18 protein-coding genes and 1 pseudogene are annotated in these 16075 nt (G+C 32.6%); 12 read left to right on the top strand and 7 right to left on the bottom strand.

Annotated elements, in window-relative coordinates; translation table 11 throughout:
• Positions 1 to 219: 219 nt before the first annotated feature.
• The 5 genes and pseudogenes from B6S12_RS11465 to B6S12_RS05575 form a co-directional block, all read left to right on the top strand.
• Positions 220 to 366: pseudogene (locus tag B6S12_RS11465) on the top strand (acetylglutamate kinase); the annotation flags it as partial.
• A 68-nt stretch (positions 367 to 434) separates the two neighbouring features.
• A complete protein-coding gene (gene flgB / locus B6S12_RS05590) occupies positions 435 to 866 on the top strand; it encodes a flagellar basal body rod protein FlgB (protein WP_111229820.1) in 432 nt (143 codons plus the stop codon).
• Positions 867 to 877: 11 nt separating this feature from the next.
• Positions 878 to 1378 (top strand): flagellar basal body rod protein FlgC, encoded by a 501-nt coding sequence (gene flgC, locus B6S12_RS05585; protein ID WP_111229819.1) that lies wholly within the window; start codon positions 878 to 880, stop codon positions 1376 to 1378.
• 10 nt (positions 1379 to 1388) lie between these two features.
• Positions 1389 to 1706, top strand: coding sequence for a flagellar hook-basal body complex protein FliE (gene fliE, locus B6S12_RS05580; protein WP_111229818.1), 318 nt, complete (start codon positions 1389 to 1391; stop codon positions 1704 to 1706).
• On the top strand, positions 1706 to 3472 hold the full coding sequence (locus B6S12_RS05575; RefSeq protein ID WP_111229817.1) for a peptidoglycan D,D-transpeptidase FtsI family protein: 1767 nt from the start codon (positions 1706 to 1708) through the stop codon (positions 3470 to 3472). The genes fliE and B6S12_RS05575 overlap by 1 nt, the downstream gene beginning before the upstream one ends.
• 41 nt (positions 3473 to 3513) lie before the next feature.
• Here the strand turns inward: B6S12_RS05575 and B6S12_RS05570 are convergent, their stop codons facing one another.
• From B6S12_RS05570 to dnaJ, 3 genes are all read right to left on the bottom strand, one after another.
• Positions 3514 to 3978 (bottom strand): methylated-DNA--[protein]-cysteine S-methyltransferase, encoded by a 465-nt coding sequence (locus B6S12_RS05570; protein ID WP_111229816.1) that lies wholly within the window; start codon positions 3976 to 3978, stop codon positions 3514 to 3516.
• Between the two features lie 555 nt (positions 3979 to 4533).
• Complete coding sequence (locus tag B6S12_RS05565) at positions 4534 to 5880, bottom strand: SLC13 family permease (protein ID WP_111229815.1); 1347 nt, start codon at positions 5878 to 5880, stop codon at positions 4534 to 4536.
• 1 nt (position 5881) lies between these two features.
• Complete coding sequence (gene dnaJ, locus B6S12_RS05560; protein WP_111229814.1) at positions 5882 to 6994, bottom strand: molecular chaperone DnaJ; 1113 nt, start codon at positions 6992 to 6994, stop codon at positions 5882 to 5884.
• Positions 6995 to 7074: 80 nt separating this feature from the next.
• On the opposite strand from dnaJ, the gene recR reads away from it, so the two are divergent.
• From recR to B6S12_RS05535, 7 genes are all read left to right on the top strand, one after another.
• On the top strand, positions 7075 to 7656 hold the full coding sequence (gene recR / locus B6S12_RS05555) for a recombination mediator RecR (protein ID WP_181450971.1): 582 nt from the start codon (positions 7075 to 7077) through the stop codon (positions 7654 to 7656).
• A gap of 64 nt (positions 7657 to 7720) precedes the next feature.
• Positions 7721 to 8560, top strand: coding sequence for a hypothetical protein (locus B6S12_RS05550; protein ID WP_111229812.1), 840 nt, complete (start codon positions 7721 to 7723; stop codon positions 8558 to 8560).
• Positions 8538 to 9302: a TIGR02757 family protein gene (locus B6S12_RS05545; protein WP_245892547.1), complete on the top strand. Its 765-nt coding sequence runs from the start codon at positions 8538 to 8540 to the stop codon at positions 9300 to 9302. Before B6S12_RS05550 ends, B6S12_RS05545 begins: the two co-directional genes overlap by 23 nt.
• A gap of 115 nt (positions 9303 to 9417) precedes the next feature.
• On the top strand, positions 9418 to 9582 hold the full coding sequence (locus tag B6S12_RS11075) for a hypothetical protein (RefSeq protein ID WP_181450969.1): 165 nt from the start codon (positions 9418 to 9420) through the stop codon (positions 9580 to 9582).
• 64 nt (positions 9583 to 9646) lie between these two features.
• Positions 9647 to 9790 carry a hypothetical protein gene (locus B6S12_RS11070; protein ID WP_181450968.1) on the top strand — a complete coding sequence of 48 codons (144 nt, stop codon included), beginning with the start codon at positions 9647 to 9649 and terminating at the stop codon, positions 9788 to 9790.
• Positions 9753 to 10445 (top strand): hypothetical protein, encoded by a 693-nt coding sequence (locus tag B6S12_RS05540; protein ID WP_146239346.1) that lies wholly within the window; start codon positions 9753 to 9755, stop codon positions 10443 to 10445. Before B6S12_RS11070 ends, B6S12_RS05540 begins: the two co-directional genes overlap by 38 nt.
• Positions 10446 to 10457: 12 nt before the next feature.
• The gene (locus tag B6S12_RS05535) at positions 10458 to 12131 is read left to right on the top strand and encodes a hypothetical protein (RefSeq protein ID WP_111229810.1); all 1674 of its coding nucleotides are present in this window, start codon (positions 10458 to 10460) and stop codon (positions 12129 to 12131) included.
• A gap of 118 nt (positions 12132 to 12249) precedes the next feature.
• Here the strand turns inward: B6S12_RS05535 and flgK are convergent, their stop codons facing one another.
• The 4 genes from flgK to B6S12_RS05515 are packed head-to-tail and all read right to left on the bottom strand — an operon-like array spanning position 12250 to position 15044.
• Positions 12250 to 14067 carry a flagellar hook-associated protein FlgK gene (gene flgK / locus B6S12_RS05530; protein WP_111229809.1) on the bottom strand — a complete coding sequence of 606 codons (1818 nt, stop codon included), beginning with the start codon at positions 14065 to 14067 and terminating at the stop codon, positions 12250 to 12252.
• 9 nt (positions 14068 to 14076) lie between these two features.
• Positions 14077 to 14532 (bottom strand): hypothetical protein, encoded by a 456-nt coding sequence (locus B6S12_RS05525; RefSeq protein WP_181450967.1) that lies wholly within the window; start codon positions 14530 to 14532, stop codon positions 14077 to 14079.
• 26 nt (positions 14533 to 14558) lie between these two features.
• A complete protein-coding gene (locus B6S12_RS05520) occupies positions 14559 to 14792 on the bottom strand; it encodes a flagellar biosynthesis anti-sigma factor FlgM (protein WP_111229808.1) in 234 nt (77 codons plus the stop codon).
• 54 nt (positions 14793 to 14846) lie between these two features.
• On the bottom strand, positions 14847 to 15044 hold the full coding sequence (locus B6S12_RS05515; RefSeq protein WP_111229807.1) for a hypothetical protein: 198 nt from the start codon (positions 15042 to 15044) through the stop codon (positions 14847 to 14849).
• Positions 15045 to 16075: the final 1031 nt, after the last annotated feature.

The raw sequence follows: 16075 nt of genomic DNA, 5'->3' as shown, positions 1-16075 counted from the left end.
ACAAAAAAGGCTTCTCATTTAAGTTATTTAGTTCAAAAATAAATTTATAAGAACTTATAATCCATTTTTATCCAAAAATTACTAAAAAATATTCTATGGTTTTTAAACTCTTCATAAAAACAAGTTTTAATATATTTTTAACTAAAACCTAAGAATTATTAGCAAAGATGTCTCCCTTTTTAAAGCAACACAAAAATAAGATGGGAAATATGGTTATGTGGTATAATACCAAAAGTAGAAGCATGTTTAGAATGTATTAGCAAAGGTGTAGAAAAAGCCCATATTATTGATGAAAGAATCCCACACTCTTTGCTTTTAGAGCTTTTTACAAGCAGTGGAATAGGCACAGAATTCACACTAGAATAATTTCCAAATTAATTTTTGGAATGAAAGTTGCTTAAGTCTTTACAACAAATTGCAAATAGGAGTTTTAAATGAGCATATTTAGTTATTCACCAGCACGAGCACTTGCACAAGAGGCATTGGATCATAGAGCATTACGCCGTGATATGATTGCTAGTAATATTGCTAACATTTCTACTCCTATGTATCGCCCAAAAGACATTAATTTTGAACAAATGTTAGCCCAAAAAGCAGATGATATTTTTAACCAAAACAAGAAGTTAGAACTAAAAGTCGCCCTAACCAACAAAAATCATCTCTTGCCACAAAAAGAGTTAGATGATAGACCTACATTCTTCTACCGCGATGGACATTTAGCAAGAAATGATGGAAATAGTGTAGATCTTGATGTGGAAACTAGTGAAATGGCTAAAAATGATACAATGTATCAAGCTCTTGTGGGTGCTTTAAGAAAGCAAGGCGGTATTTATAGCTATGCAGTTGAATCTTCAAAGAATATTTAAGGTAGTGTGAAATGTTTTTATCTAGTTTTGATATTAGTGGTTATGGACTATCCGCACAAAGACAAAGAATTAATTTAATTTCTTCAAATATTGCAAACGCAAATACCACAAGAACGGATGAAGGCGGTCCTTATAGAAGAAGAGAATTGATTTTTAAAGCCTTTGATTTTGATAAAGTTTTAAATCAAAAGTATGAAAAAAGCAATAATTTGCTAGAATATGAAGATCCATTAGATGAAATGGATAGTTTTGATGAGCAAAGGAAGCCAAAACCCACCTTAATGAGTGTCTATGTGGATAAAATCGTAAGAGATGATTCGCAACCTAGACTAAAATATGAGCCAAGCCACCCTGATGCAAATTCAGAAGGCTATGTGGCTTATCCTAATATTAATCCTGTGGTGGAAATGGCCGATTTAATAGATGCTACAAAAGCATACCAAGCAAATGTTGCTGTTTTCCAAAGTGCAAAAAGTATGGCAGCAACTGCTATTTCGATGTTCCAAGCATAAAGGATGATCAATGGAAATCAATAAATACGGTGTAGATTTACAAAAGCTACAAGAAAAGTTACAAGATGTTCCAAACCTATCGCCAAACCATGAGCTTAATCCTCCTGCAAAAACTTTTGGCAGTATGCTAAAAGATGCAGTAGATGAGGTAAATGCTTACCAAAAGACAACCGAACAAGCTATGGCAGATATGGCAACAGGACAGATTAAAGACTTGCATCAAGCTGCTATTGCAATTGGTAAGGCCGAAAATAGTATGAAGCTTATGCTAGAAGTTAGAAATAAGGCGATTAGTGCTTATAAAGAACTCATTAAAACACAAATTTAATGCAGGACGCTGATTTTAAAAAAAGAGGAAAAGTTGCACTGCTTTTCTTCCTTATCACTTTTGGTTTTGTGATTTTTTTAGGAGCTATTTTTTATCATTCTTCCAATAAGCAAGAAGACACAAACTTCACAGCTAAACGCACACAAAGTGCTATAAGAGGTTCTATTTATAGCAGTGATGGCTTTTTACTAGCCTCTAGCAAAAAGGTTTATAAGGCTGTAGTAAATACTTATAACATTGATCCTAACAAAAAAGAGCTTTTTATCAATCTTTTTTCTATTTATAGCAAAATTCCAAAAGATACAATCGCACAAAAACTACAAGAGAAAGGAAATGTCGTCCTCTCTTATGATATTGATTCAAAAACTGCAAGTTATTTGCGTCAATTAAATATCAAACTCAATCAACTAGATGTATTTATCTCTCATATTGATAAAAAAGGCAGAGTGTTTAAATATGGATTATCCGTAGTAGAAAGTGGAGAAAGCAGAGATTATTTATACGGAAATAGCCTAGAACCCATTTTAGGCTATGTCAACAAACAAGATATTAACAATATGACACGCACTATTGGCATTAAAGGAGTCGAAAAAAGCTATAATGAAAATCTAAAGCCTATAAGCGATTCTTTAATGACTGGAGAGAGGGATATTGCTTTTAATATTATCCTTAATAAAAATTCTACCCTAAATGACAGAATAGATGGTTATAACCTCTTTACCACAATTCCTTTAAAATTACAAAAAAAGATAGAACGCCTTGTAGATGAAAATGCTAAAAATTTAGGTGCTAAGGAAGTTGTGGTAGGCATTATAGAAAGCAAAAGTGGCAAGATACTCTCTCTTGCCACAAGTGCTAGATTTGATCCAAACTCCATTAGCAAAGAAGATTATCCAAAACTTAATGCAAGTGCTATTGAATATTCTTATGAACCTGGCAGTATCATAAAACCTATTATCTATTCTATCTTGCTTGAAAACAACCTCATCAATCCTAGTGAGATTATAGAGCTTGATAATGGACGCTACAAACTACACAACTTTTATATTACCGACACACACCGCCTAGAATCTGCTAGCATTGAAGAAATTTTACTCTATTCTAGCAATATTGGTATGGCAAAGATTTCTCAACGCCTTAGTCCTAGCCTTTATAATCTTTTCTTGCAAAATTTTGGCTTTGGAAATCTTAGCGGTATTGATTTACCTTATGAGAGAATAGGAGTTATCCCAGATATTTCCCGCTTTAGAAGCGAAGTATATCGTGCAAGCGTTTCTTATGGATATGGGATTAGAACAACCTTTATCCAAATGCTAAAAGCCTATAATACCATTATAAGCGATGGTTTAGCCTATGAACCCTATGTTGTAGAATACCTGGAGGGTAATAAAGGCGAACTTTATCGCATAAAACACAATCCACCCACACAAATCATCTCTAAAAATACAGCTTCCAAAGTCAAAGAAACTCTCATTAAAGTCGTTACTCAAGGAACAGGAAAAAGTGCAAAAGTGGAAGGATTAACTATTGGTGGAAAAACAGGAACCGCACACATCGCACAAGGAGGAAAATACATCCGCAAATACAATAGCTCCTTTTTTGGCTTTGTAAGCGATGGCAAAAAAGAATACACTATAGGAATTAGCGTTTTTGAACCCAACGAGACTGACGCTTATTTTGCCTCACAAACTGCTGTTCCACTCTTTAAGAGTATTGTGGAACTACTTCTTAAAGAAGATTTCCTAAAACGCTCCAAAAACCCATAATAATATTCTTTATTAAAAAATTATTTTATTTTTAATCTCTCTTAAGCCAAACCTTTTTCTAATTCTAAAAGCTTAATCTTTTTATCTATCCCACCATTATAACCCCCTATTCCACTTTTTGCTACCACTCTATGGCATGGAACTAAAATGGCTAATTTATTCTTACTATTTGCATTACCTACTGCTCTACAAGCTTTTGACTTGTTTATATTTTGTGCAATTTGCTTATAGGTTCTCACCTCTCCATAAGGTATCTTTAAGAGTTCTCCATACACAACCTTTTCAAACTCACTTCCACAAATTCTAAGTGGCAAATCAAACCCTCTTCTTTCTTTTAAAAAATATTCTTTTAATTGTTTTTTGCACTCTATAACTAAGGAATTTTCCCTAATCTCAATCTTTGTATTATTTTCTAAAAAATCCACACATAAAATCACTTCCTTTGTTGCACAAATCTTTAATTTTCCCAATAAACTCTCTAAAACCCCACAAAAAACTTCCTCCATATTCTTGCCTTTTTAATCAAAATAACGCGTAGTATTTACTTGTTTTTTCTTAATTGCAATTTTTGCATAACTCTTTCCTATTTTTCTACATTACCATACTAAAAATTAAAATGAGTTTTTATCTTGTAGATACATATTATTAATATACCCTATAACTCCTATATTTTTCAAACGCCTTAATATTGCCCTTTATCATCTAATGTTTATCATAATATACTTTCTTTAACTTGAAAAAATTTATTCTCCTCTATATTCTCTTATTTTTACAAGCCAATAAATAGTTTTTAAAAATCTTAACTAAATATATTAAGTTTTCAAATCCAAGTCTTTTTTACTAAATAAAATTTAAACAATATTCCTCTATTAATAAATTTTTAGGAAAATCACACATTGCTATCATTTTATTCTTTTTATCTTGCATTGTTTGCATTCGCTTTCTTTGTAAATTTTCTTCATATACTTAAAAATTATTCAAATAATCCCAAATACATTTATTTGAACAATTTTCTAACCTTTAAACCTCATTTAAAATTTATAAAAATTCTCCACTCATTATTAAGCCCAAATAAAATACGCAAAAAAGGTAATCGCACACATACCAAACAAATTTACAAGTCCCCCATATTTTACCATCTCAATTTGCTTAATATAGCCCGTTCCATATACAATTGCATTAGGAGGAGTAGCCACAGGGAGCATAAAAGCACATCCAGCTCCCATTGCAACTACTAAAGGCAAAATATCTTTAGGCATTCCTAGTGCCTCTCCTGCTACAGAAAAAATAGGTAATAAAAGAGCTGCACTTGCTGTGTTGCTTGTAAATTCGGTTAGCAAAATCACAAAAAATGCCACCACAAAAACTACAAGCACAAAACTATCTTTTCCTAAAATCTTCACAATTTCATTTGCAATAAGTCTGCTTGCCCCCGTATCCTGCAAAATAGCATTTAAAGTTAATCCTCCACCAAATAATATTAAAACTCCAAAATCCGTATTTTTTTGAATATCTTTCCAGCTAGCTACCCCACTAATCCCTATAAGCACTACAGCACATATGGCTATATAGGTATCCATCTCTTTAATCCCTCCTAAAATAGAAGAGATCTTTGCACTAAAAATCCACGCAAATGCCGTTAAAATAAAAATGGCTAATGTGATAATCTTTTGCATATTCCAAGCAAATTCTTCACGCTGGATTTGAAAATTTTTATGCAATTTTGGCTTTAGTAGTTGCCATAAAATAAAAATGCAAGCAGGCAACATTACAAGCACAAAAGGAACTCCAATAGACATCCATTCTAAGAAATCCATTTCTAGAAATCTCGCTGTCATTGCATTTGGAGGACTTCCCACCAATGTTCCAAACCCACCAATTCCAGCACTATATGCAATCCCAAGCAATACAAACACAAAAGTATTACGATCTTTACTAAAATCCAAATTAGATAAAACTCCAAGCCCAAGCGGAAGCATAATTGCTGCCGTTGCTGTATTGCTAATCCACATAGAAATGAGCGCACTCAAAATAAAAAGCATAAAAAATGCCAATCTCATATTCCCTTTTGCAAGCAACATCAAACGATTTGCAATCCATCTATCAATTCCTTGAATATGCAAAGCACAAGCAAGTGCAAATCCACCAAAAAATAAAAATATTGTAGGATTTGCAAATTCCCTAAAAGCTCCCACCACATCATTAAGACCCAATATAATTGCAAGAAGAGGAATTAAAAGAGCGGTAAAAGCTATATGAATTGCCTCACTAATCCATAAAATTGCTGCAAAAACTAAAATACAAATCCCAAGATTTGCTTCTCTTTCAAAAGATAAAAAATAATAAAGCAACACAAAAATGAGAATATCCGCCCCCAAAATCCCTAAAGTTTTACCCAATCGCTCCATTTTACTTAAACCATTTTTTAATCTTATCCATTAATCCTTCAAACGCACTAATAGGCTTTGAAGATTCATAGCCAAAAGAGTTATGCAACTCTTCTAGCAATTTTTGCTGATTTTCATCCAATTTTTCTGGATAAATAATCTTAATCACTGCTATAAAATTCCCTCTTTTAGAACCATTAACGCTTTTAATCCCCTCTCCATGAAAAACAAATTGTTGTTTATCTTTAACACCTACAGGGATTTTTAAATCCAATTCTTTTGTAAGTGAGGGGATTTTAATCACTCCTCCAAGCATTACTAGCGTAAAAAATACTGGCACTTCTAAATATACATCATTATGATGTCTTATAAAATGTTCATCTTCTTTCACATCTACTTCAAGATACAAATCTCCTCTTGTGCCATCTTCTGCAATATTCCCTCTTTTGCTAATGCGGATTTGATTGCCACTATCCACACCTTCTGGAATATTTACTTCAAACTTTTCTTTTTCATAAGCATATCCCTTTCCTTGACAGCTAGGACATTTTTCACTAATTTCTTCTCCGCTACCTTGACATTTAGAGCAAGTTTGAGCAAAAGTCATAAAGCCTTGAGAGAATGTTTCTCTTCCGCTACCACCACATGCTTTACAAGTGGTAGTTTTCCCTTCTTTTGCTCCACTTCCTCTACAATCCTTACAAGCAACCTTATAAGAAATTTCAATCTCTTTTTTACAGCCAAAAACTGCTTCATGAAAGCTAAGTTCTAATTCTTGCGCTAAATCTTTTGCATACTTGCTTTGTTTGCCCTGCTTCCTACCTCCGCCAAAGCCTCCAAAACCTCCTCCAAAAAAGGAATTAAACACATCAAAAATATCTTCCATTCCACCACTTGAAAATCCGCTACTCTCCAAGCCTCTTTTGCCATATCTATCATAAATTTGTCTTTTTTCATTGTCGCTTAAAACTTGATAGGCTTCATTGACTTTTTTAAACATCTCTTCTGAATCTTTATCATCTGGATTTCTATCAGGATGGTATTTTAGTGCCATTTTGCGATAAGCTTTTTTAATTGTATCGCCATCTGCACTTCTTTCTACTTGCAAAATCTCATAATAATCAAACTCTTCCAAGAAAAGCTCCTTTAATATTTTAAAAATGTAAATTCTAGCTAAAATTAGTTTTATGAGATATTAAACGACTTTAACATAAAATTCATTTTATGAAATCTTATCCACACCATTTTGCAAAATTAGTCGAATCATTAGAAAAATTACCTAGCATAGGTAGAAAATCTGCTATGCGTCTAGCTTACTTTTTAGCCTATGAGGATAAATTTAGTGCTTTACAAATTGCCCATAGCATTGAAACATGCGTGCAGGAGCTAAGAACTTGCGAGAGTTGCAATGGAATTAGCGAGGGACATTATTGTGAAATCTGCTTAGATGAAAATAGAGACAATGGGGAACTTTGCATTGTTGCAAATCCTAGAGATATTTTCTTAATTGAAGAGGGTGGCGAGTTTAATGGAAAATATTTTGTAATAAAAGATATAGAAACACTTAATCTAAAAGCATTAGAACAAAAAATCATACAAGAAAAAATTGTAGAAGTTATTTTTGCACTTAGTCCTTCATTAGGAAGTGATAGTCTTATTTTATTTTTAGAAGATAAACTCACACATCTAGGATTACAGTTTAGCAAAATTGCTCAAGGTGTCCCTACAGGAGTAAGCCTAGAAAATATTGATCAACTCTCGCTTCTTAGGGCTTTACAATCAAGAATAAAAGTATAATTTAGTTTCTAATTAATTTTTTGCTATAATTCCAATAAAATTTTGCTATTTATTAGGAGTGCAAATGCGTAAAATTAGCCTCTTTAGCCTTATTTTATTCTCTTCTTTTGTTTATGCAGAGCCTATAGAGCCAAGCACACCCAGTGGTGCTATTGATAGCTTCAATGCTTATTATGGTATAGAGCCTACAAACTCTAGCAATTCCACAAACACTCCTATAAATACTCCCTCTAGTCAAAATGCAAATGAAAATCCACTTGAAACCTCGCCTATACAATCCCAAAACCCACAAACTTCTATCCAAACCAACAACACACAAAACCACCCCTTATTAGAACAACGCAAAAAACGCCTACTAGGTGTCTATGGTATGGGTAATATTGTAGAATCGGACGCAAAATTAAGCATTGAGGGTTTTGCTACACAAACTCACAATCTAGAAGAACGCCCTTTAGGTTTTGGTTTGCAAGCAGGCTATCTTTTAAATGAAAACCACAGAATTATCTTAGGCTATGAAAAGTCTCTAAAGAAAAATGGCTTTGCCTATACGAGTGCTACACTTGGTTATGCTTTCACCCCACGCCTCCCAAACACTTCGCGTTGGCGTGCATTACTTGGAGCTAATGCAGGACTTGCATTTGGAAAATTTGATAGAGGCAGTTTTGTGGTTAATAATAGCGCAATGGATGAGCTAAGCTATACTGGGATAACTTATGGCATAAAACTTGGGGCAATTTATGAGAGCAACTATGGGGAGTTAGAGTTTGGTGTGCAATCTAAAAGACTAGATTTTGGCGAGGAGGCTAGTAAGGTGCTTATTAATGATACGCAAACAGGAACTAAACTAGATTTAAGCCAAACTTCAAGCACAGGATTCTTTTTTGGCTACAACTATCTCTTCTAACCCCATAAAACTTCCCAAAAAACCCTCATTTAGCTTTATCCAAAATCTTTTAGAAGAGCAATATAAGCTTTTCAATCAGGAATTAAACGCAAATTCTCACCCTGATCCCATTATGGTAGCAAAGGAGTTTTTAAACCATAAAGAGAGGGATAGACTTATTTTATTTTGTGCCCTTTTTTCTTATGGAAATGCTAAAGCTATTGTAAATTTTCTAAATTCTTGTCAGCTCCAAAACCCCTCCCCTCTATTTTTAAAACCCTACCGCTTCCAAAACCCAAAAGATATAAAAAATTTTTTTGAAACACTTTTAAAAATTCCTATCTATTCAATATTTTTAGAAAACTATCAAAAAGAAAATTCTGTGCTTTATGGCATAGAAGCTTTACAAAATACACTTTTAAAATCATTAGATAAACCACTAAGTGAGGGATTAAAATTCTTAATAGGGATTCCAAACAACCACTCCCCGCTAAAGCGATGGAATATGTTTTTGCGTTGGATGGTTAGAAATGACAAAATTGATTTTGGACTATGGAAAGAAGTGGATAAAAGCACTCTTGTTTTACCTCTTGATACACACACTTTTAAAATCTCTAGCAAGCTTGGCTTATTAAAACGCAAAACTTACGATTTAAAAGCCGCATTAGAAATCACAGATTTTCTAAGAAAGCTAGATCCAAAAGATCCCACAAAATTCGACTTTGCCCTCTATCGTATTGGACAGCTTTGCTTGCTAGACTAATAAATTTTGTGCAATTTTAATCATAAAATTTAAAAGATTTATTTTCTCTTTACTTTTTCAAAAAATTACCGATATATATGTTACACTATTTTAAACAGGCAAAAAGGGAGGGAAAATGCTAAAAAAATGGATTTTATTGGCTACTATTTGCTTTAATCTAGTTTCTTATGCCTATATGCTAGATACAAATGCAAAAGGAGATTTTACTCTTAAAGAACTAAGTGGAGAAGAGCTAAAAAGTGCCTTAGCTAAAGCAAATAAACTAAAAAAAAGGAGATGAGGGGGGAAAGCCTAGGGCTATTAAACCTATTGAACAATTTACCTTTAATAAAACTACAGATATTTTGCTAGAAGCAAGGGATGGCAGTGGTGCTTTATTGTTTTATATTAAAGCAAAAAAAGGCTTGCAAGAGTTCTGCACTAAAAACAAAGATTGGTTGAATTATACAAATGAAGAGAGTGCCAACCAAATGCTTGGCAATACCTAATGGCGATTTTAATGCAACAGGTGGAGGAAGTGCAAGAACTGGAATTAATAGCGTAGGTATGTGGATTTATGCGACTTCTTATGCAGAATTTGCAAATCAAGTGATATTTTCTCGTAACTATAGTGGCACAGGCCCAATAAGAACAGATTATTTTCATGCTATTATTAAACCTGATGGGATTTTACAAGTAACCTCTGCAGTTACAGATTATTCTACTACAAATATAGCTACTACAAAACCTTATCCCCTAAATGAATGGGTGTATATCCAAGTGTATCAATCAGGAAATCTCTATAAAATAGGTTGGAAAAGTGCTAGCGATGAAAATGTGCAAGAAAAGGTTTTTGCTAGAGGTGCTACATTAAAAGCAGATAGGTTTAATAATTTTTTGTTTAACAATCCAAGTGCTTGTGCTAGAGTAAAAGAATTTTTTTGGCAACCTGGTATTAATATGTTTGAACTTATGAATAACTACAATGCAAAAGCAAAAGAAATATTTCAAGTTAGACAATACTTTACTTTAGATACTCGCTTAGTTCAAGAATTAATCAATGCAATACAAGGGATATCTACTACTCTTACAACCAATGATTTTGATGTTTATATTGATACAAATGGTGTTGTTTATGTAGCAGATATTACTATCATGCAATAATAAGGCAATGCTATGAAAACCATAATTACCAATAGCTATCATGGAGGGAAACTTTTTGCACCTAGTGCAGAAAAATATCAAGAATGGTTTAAAAAAGATGCAGAAAAAAAGATTCAAGATTTTATAAAAAATCTTGAACCAAACAAAAATGGCTTTAACTTTTGGGAACCCAATTCTTATTCTTATTATACTTATAATCTTCGCTCTCCCCAACCTTACTATGCTGGCACACATTACAACGCAAGTTTTCATGAGCTTATATCTTATGAAAGTATGCAATATAATGCAAATGGAGAAAGAAATACACTTAAAACCGCACTAGGAGAAGTTGAAGTTTTTTTAGATCTCTTTGGTGATGAATCTATGCTAGAAGCTGGGAAAATCAATAGAATAGGAGATTTGTTTAAGTTTGATAGCAATCAAGATGGATTTTTAAACAAAGAAGATGAGCTATTCTCAAAACTTAAAATTAAAACTTCTAGTGGCAAAACTCTAAATTTAGGCGATGTAGTAGGCACACTAGATTTATATTCCTTTGTGCAAGGAGTAGATAGGACAAGCGCTAAAGAAGTAAAAGAATGGATAGCAAATAACAAAAATGGAAAAATGGATAATACAAATCGTTCTTTAAATGAACATCTTTATGACCCATACAACGATATTCGTTTATATCAAGATGATGTTATGAAGCTTTTTCCACCTGAACAACGCTACAAACCCATCAAAAAAGAAGAAATTAGAGAAATGTTTGATGCCTTGGCAGATAAAGATGGCTGGGTAAATCTAAGAGATCCTAAGATAAATGAAGCACTTTTTGCAAGTGGAGAGTTTATTACAAACTTTGCTTACAAAAAGAAAAATTTAGCAGGAGTAGAAGTCTTAGAAGAATTTAACATTGTTGATAGTTTGGATAATGGCTCAAGAATTCCTCGCTATAAAGATACAAATATAAGAGAATATGAAGAGATTTTGCGAACAAAATATGGCGATAATCAGAGCTATGAGTCCCATTACACAGAACTTTTTAATAGCTTTTATGAAGAATACAAAAAAGCACAAGAAGATTTTAACGCTAAAAAAGAGGCAATTTTAAATGATATACAAGTAAGCGAAGATAAAAAAGAGCAAGTAGCCTCCATAGATAAGTCAAATCTTATGATGGAAATGGAACAAGAATTTAAAAACATCACTGGGCTAGAGTTTAGCAAAGAAAAGCTAGAAGAAATAAAAGAAGCCCTAAATGATCCCACTAAGCAAAAAGAAACCATAGCTAAAATGAGTGATTTAGACTCTGTTACTTCTATGAAACTAGAAGATGATGGATTTATCACTTTGCGTTTTAGCTCTGGAAGAGAAATAAAAGTAGATACACTCTATAATGATACTGGCACACTAAACATCACAAAAAAGGAAGATAGAGCTACTATCAATCTAAAAGCTCAAAGCCTAGAAGAGAAAGAGCTCAATAAACTTGATTTTAAAGAAGTAGGAATTAAACAAGGGGAAAATACTGTAAGTTTGCAAGATATTGGTGCTAAGATGATAGAAAAAATTGTAAGCGAAAATGGAAAATTTCTAGGCTTTGCAATTACAACTGCTAATGATATACTTTTTGTTGATGTGCTTTATAATATTTATACACTTGATAGCCTTAATAAAAATAGAGAATTTAGCGTTGAATTTTAACCATATAAACTCGCTCAACATCTTATAAGCAAAGTTTTCAATGCTTAAAAGTATTGAATGATAGAAATTGTTTTTACCTCTTTTTTAAAGAGGTAATCAAAAATTTAAAATATCTCTATTATTTCATTCCTAAAATTGTATTTATCATCTCATCTATAGCAGTAACCATCTTTGCATTAGCACTATAACCACTTTGGTAGCGGATAAGATTTACAAGCTCATCATCTACTGAAACTTCTGAAATAGCTTTATATTCTTGCTTAATTGACACATAAACAGCTTCTTTTGTTTCCCTTGTAGCATTTGTTGCTTCTGCATCACTTGCTACTTTTGAAGAAAGAAATCTAAAAAATCCGCTAATAGTTTCTTGATGTTCTGTGCCATCAGCACTAAAGAAAGAAATTTTTTGATTTTGCAATTCTTGCATTAAGTTTGCCATTTCAAAATTCCCTTCCACTGGCTCTCTATAAGCATGGATTAAAGTAGGATCATCACGATATTTTAAAGCAAGATTCATATCTAATGCACTACTTCCTTCAAAAAATCTATTAACCCCCAAAGCACCCGCAAAATTTGTGCCACTATCTTGAAAAGAAATATAAATCTCTTCACTTGGATTTTTAGAAGTGATAGCAAAAGTCTTTGTATCATTGTTAAAAGTTGCTACAAACCTATCATCAAAATCATTACTAGCGTTTCCATCAGCATTATCATCAATATTAGCATTGAGTTGATTTACAATATCTTGCATAGTAGTGCTACTATTAATAGTAACCGTTCTTGTGCCTATAGGCTCTCCCTCTTTGTTATACATCACAACATCAAAGCTACCCTCTTTTACATTATATCCACTATTTACCAAGGCATCTTGAGTTCCTATATTTAATACATCAGAACTAGCACCTGTTTGTGCAGTTTGCGCATAAATATTATTTGTAGCTTCAATCATACCTTGTGCGAAAGTATCTAGCTGGTTAATATACTCTTGTAGCTTACCAATATTTCCATTACATCCTAATACATCATCTGTTCTAATTAAATCTAAAATCGCCCCTACTTTTCCACTAGATAGGCTATTTGTAAGATCATACACTTTGTGATCGCTTCTTTGGTATTTAATCTCATAAATACCGCTTGCATTTTGAGTATTATCTAAAACTAAGGGATGAAAAGAAGCTCCATCTACTAAAGCCATACCCCCAACAGTTAAAGTATAACTTTCTTCAAAATCTGCAATTTGATCATCGCCACTCCCTCTAATTCCGTCTTTAAAAACATCTGCACCGATTAAATTATTAAGCTCAAATTCATACTTATCTCTTAAATCTCTTAAATCATTTGCCTTTTTATTAAGCCCTTGATTTTCATAAAGACTAATTTGCTTATTTAATTCAGCAATTTGAGAACCTAATCTATTTACCTCATCTACAGCCACTTTCATTTCATCATTTAAGCGTTGTTGGAGCTGGACTAGGCGCTCTCTTGTATCCCGAACATTTTGCGAGAGGGTTTGTGCTTGTTCTGCTAAAGAAGTCTTTTGTGCAGGGTCTCCTGCTTTAGTAGAAATATCCTTCCAAGCATTAAAATAGTTTTGCAAATCATTAAAAATCCCAACCCCATCAATCTCTGGAAAATAAGAAGAAGCTTCTTTTAAACCTGAAAAACTTGTATCATAATAAGTTTTTTCCACACTTGCCTTTTTATAACGCGAAAAGGTATATTCATCATGGATTCTCTCCACCGTCATGACATGCAAGCCCTGCCCTAAAGCATAATTTTGCTTCCAAAGTGGTGTTTGAGCTGAACTTCTTACAACCTGTCTTGAATAAAATTCATTATTTGCATTTGCTATATTATTACCTGTGGTATCCACCATTACTTGATGGCCACTCAACCCTGTATAAGGAGTATTTAAAGAAGAAAGTAACCCACCCATAAGAACTCCTTATGCTTCTGCTTTAAGAAACGAAGAAGCCCCAAGGGAACTTTTTTGATAACCTTTTTCCTCAAGAGGAACCATCTTTTTAAGCAAGGAATTATAAAGCTCTGAAACTGCTAAAGACATCCTGCCAAAACGATAATTTAACTGTTTTAAAAGTTCTAACTTATCATGTAGTTTGGCTGTAAATTCACTAGCACCCTCACCTAAGAGTTTCTTTTTATCTTCATAGCTTAAATCCGCTATTGTAGCATTTGGATAATCTTTTCTTAATTTTTCTTCAATACTTTTTGCATAAGCTTCTTTTTTGTGGATGAAAGAGGTAGTAAGCTCCTCTTTTTGAGAAATGCGTGCAAAAATTTCTTCATTTTTTGCTTCTTTAATATCTGCAATATCTTGCTCTGTAATTGCAATAAGAGCGTCAATATCTTCTAGTGCATCTTTTAAAAATTGCAAGGACATAAATAACTCCTTATAAATTTAGCTATTTATTCTCCAAGCAAATTTTGTGCCAACTTTTCTGCACTCCCTTTAATATCTATAGTATAGTTTCCTTCTTGAATAGACTTTTTTAAAGCTTCTAACCTTGAATTTCCAGCACTTTGTGCGACATTTTCCTGTTTATTAACATTTTCATTCTTACCATTATTAATGGAGGAATTTCCTCTACTCTGTGTTATAGTAGAAGAAAAAGTCGGATTGGATAGCAAGTTATTAACCATTCTTTTTCTCCTTTTTTGATTTATAAATACTATATCGGATATTTTTCAAAAAACTTAAAAACTTTCTTTAATACTTTTTGAAATATCTTGCAAAAACTTCTCTGCATCAGTTTTTGGAGCAACTTCTACAGGATTATTATTTTGATATAAAGGCACATTTGCTCCGCCAATTTTAATTGCATACAAAACCACAAAAAGCATAAAATAAACAAACATAAAAAAGCCAATAGAAGGCACAAACCAATCTTTCATTTTAGTCCTTTGTGAAAATATACCATAAAACTTCCTATTTTTTCTTAAATCAAACCATAAAAACTTTTAATTATGTTTTTAACACCAAGCCCCCCTATTAAATGCTAAGTCTTCTAACAAACCATCTTACTATTAAAGTCCAATATTCTCACACTCTTGCTTATGGTTTAATTTGTGATTTTTCTTAACAATTAAACCTGCTCCCACGATAAAAATTACCAAAGCAATTGCATTGTTTTATCATAACACTTTCTTTTCTCACTGCAAAAGATTATTAAACCTTGTAACAATCTCTATTTATTAGCTATAAAATCATATTGAGCGATAGCAAAATATTTCTTTATAAAGTTTTAAGATAGCAAAGGAAGTTGGATTGACCTTGCCTTGCTTTCAATAACATAAAGAAGCTTACAAGATTACTTTGTTGTCAAAATTTCTTGCAATAACAGATAAACCAAGTAAAATTAATTTGCCACAGTGATTACATCACCTTGCAATAATATCCTTTTGTCACTGCGAGCAGTGGAACGACTTGCGTGGTTAGTCTTTTTTCATCATTGTAAATACCACCCTCACCAAGTTATTACGAGCAAAACACAGTCTTGCGTGGTAATCTAACATTGTCTTAGGGTATTAATTGCTTCTTTGCCAATACTTTTTGCAATGATATTCCATCTTGTCACTGCGAATGAAACAAAGTGGAGTGTGGCAGTCTAAAGGGTTTGCATTGTAGGGTAAAACTCTATTGAAATACTTTAAAACTCTTGGTTGCTCTTTTAGATTGCTACGCAAATATTGCATATTTGCTCGCAATGACAGTAAAAGACTTGCAATGATAATAGTTTGGTTTTTGTTGTCTTGCTTCTTACAATGATAAATTAAACAAAAATATAAAAAATAAATCATATTTTATTTTTAAAGTAATCTTAAAAGTTAAATGATAAAATTCTAATGTGTTTTAAGCAGTTTTTATTGTCTTTTAAAGGCTTTAAGGAGGCTTAATGGTAGAAATAAATATTTTTATGATACTA

The sequence above is a fragment of the Helicobacter valdiviensis genome, assembly GCF_003245365.1.
In the GTDB taxonomy this organism is placed as follows: domain Bacteria; phylum Campylobacterota; class Campylobacteria; order Campylobacterales; family Helicobacteraceae; genus Helicobacter_D; species Helicobacter_D valdiviensis.
The sequence above is the reverse complement of the archived record's forward strand: the minus strand, read 5'-3'. Positions and strand labels throughout refer to the sequence as shown.

Coding starts and splice junctions, on each gene's coding strand:
- flgB (WP_111229820.1), top strand. CDS start 435: ATGAGCATATTTAGTTATTCACCAGCACGAGCACTTGCACAAGAGGCA.
- flgC (WP_111229819.1), top strand. CDS start 878: ATGTTTTTATCTAGTTTTGATATTAGTGGTTATGGACTATCCGCACAA.
- fliE (WP_111229818.1), top strand. CDS start 1,389: ATGGAAATCAATAAATACGGTGTAGATTTACAAAAGCTACAAGAAAAG.
- B6S12_RS05575 (WP_111229817.1), top strand. CDS start 1,706: ATGCAGGACGCTGATTTTAAAAAAAGAGGAAAAGTTGCACTGCTTTTC.
- B6S12_RS05570 (WP_111229816.1), bottom strand. CDS start 3,978: ATGGAGGAAGTTTTTTGTGGGGTTTTAGAGAGTTTATTGGGAAAATTA.
- B6S12_RS05565 (WP_111229815.1), bottom strand. CDS start 5,880: ATGGAGCGATTGGGTAAAACTTTAGGGATTTTGGGGGCGGATATTCTC.
- B6S12_RS05550 (WP_111229812.1), top strand. CDS start 7,721: ATGCGTAAAATTAGCCTCTTTAGCCTTATTTTATTCTCTTCTTTTGTT.
- B6S12_RS11075 (WP_181450969.1), top strand. CDS start 9,418: ATGCTAAAAAAATGGATTTTATTGGCTACTATTTGCTTTAATCTAGTT.
- B6S12_RS05540 (WP_146239346.1), top strand. CDS start 9,753: ATGAAGAGAGTGCCAACCAAATGCTTGGCAATACCTAATGGCGATTTT.
- B6S12_RS05535 (WP_111229810.1), top strand. CDS start 10,458: ATGAAAACCATAATTACCAATAGCTATCATGGAGGGAAACTTTTTGCA.
- flgK (WP_111229809.1), bottom strand. CDS start 14,067: ATGGGTGGGTTACTTTCTTCTTTAAATACTCCTTATACAGGGTTGAGT.
- B6S12_RS05525 (WP_181450967.1), bottom strand. CDS start 14,532: ATGTCCTTGCAATTTTTAAAAGATGCACTAGAAGATATTGACGCTCTT.
- B6S12_RS05520 (WP_111229808.1), bottom strand. CDS start 14,792: ATGGTTAATAACTTGCTATCCAATCCGACTTTTTCTTCTACTATAACA.
- B6S12_RS05515 (WP_111229807.1), bottom strand. CDS start 15,044: ATGAAAGATTGGTTTGTGCCTTCTATTGGCTTTTTTATGTTTGTTTAT.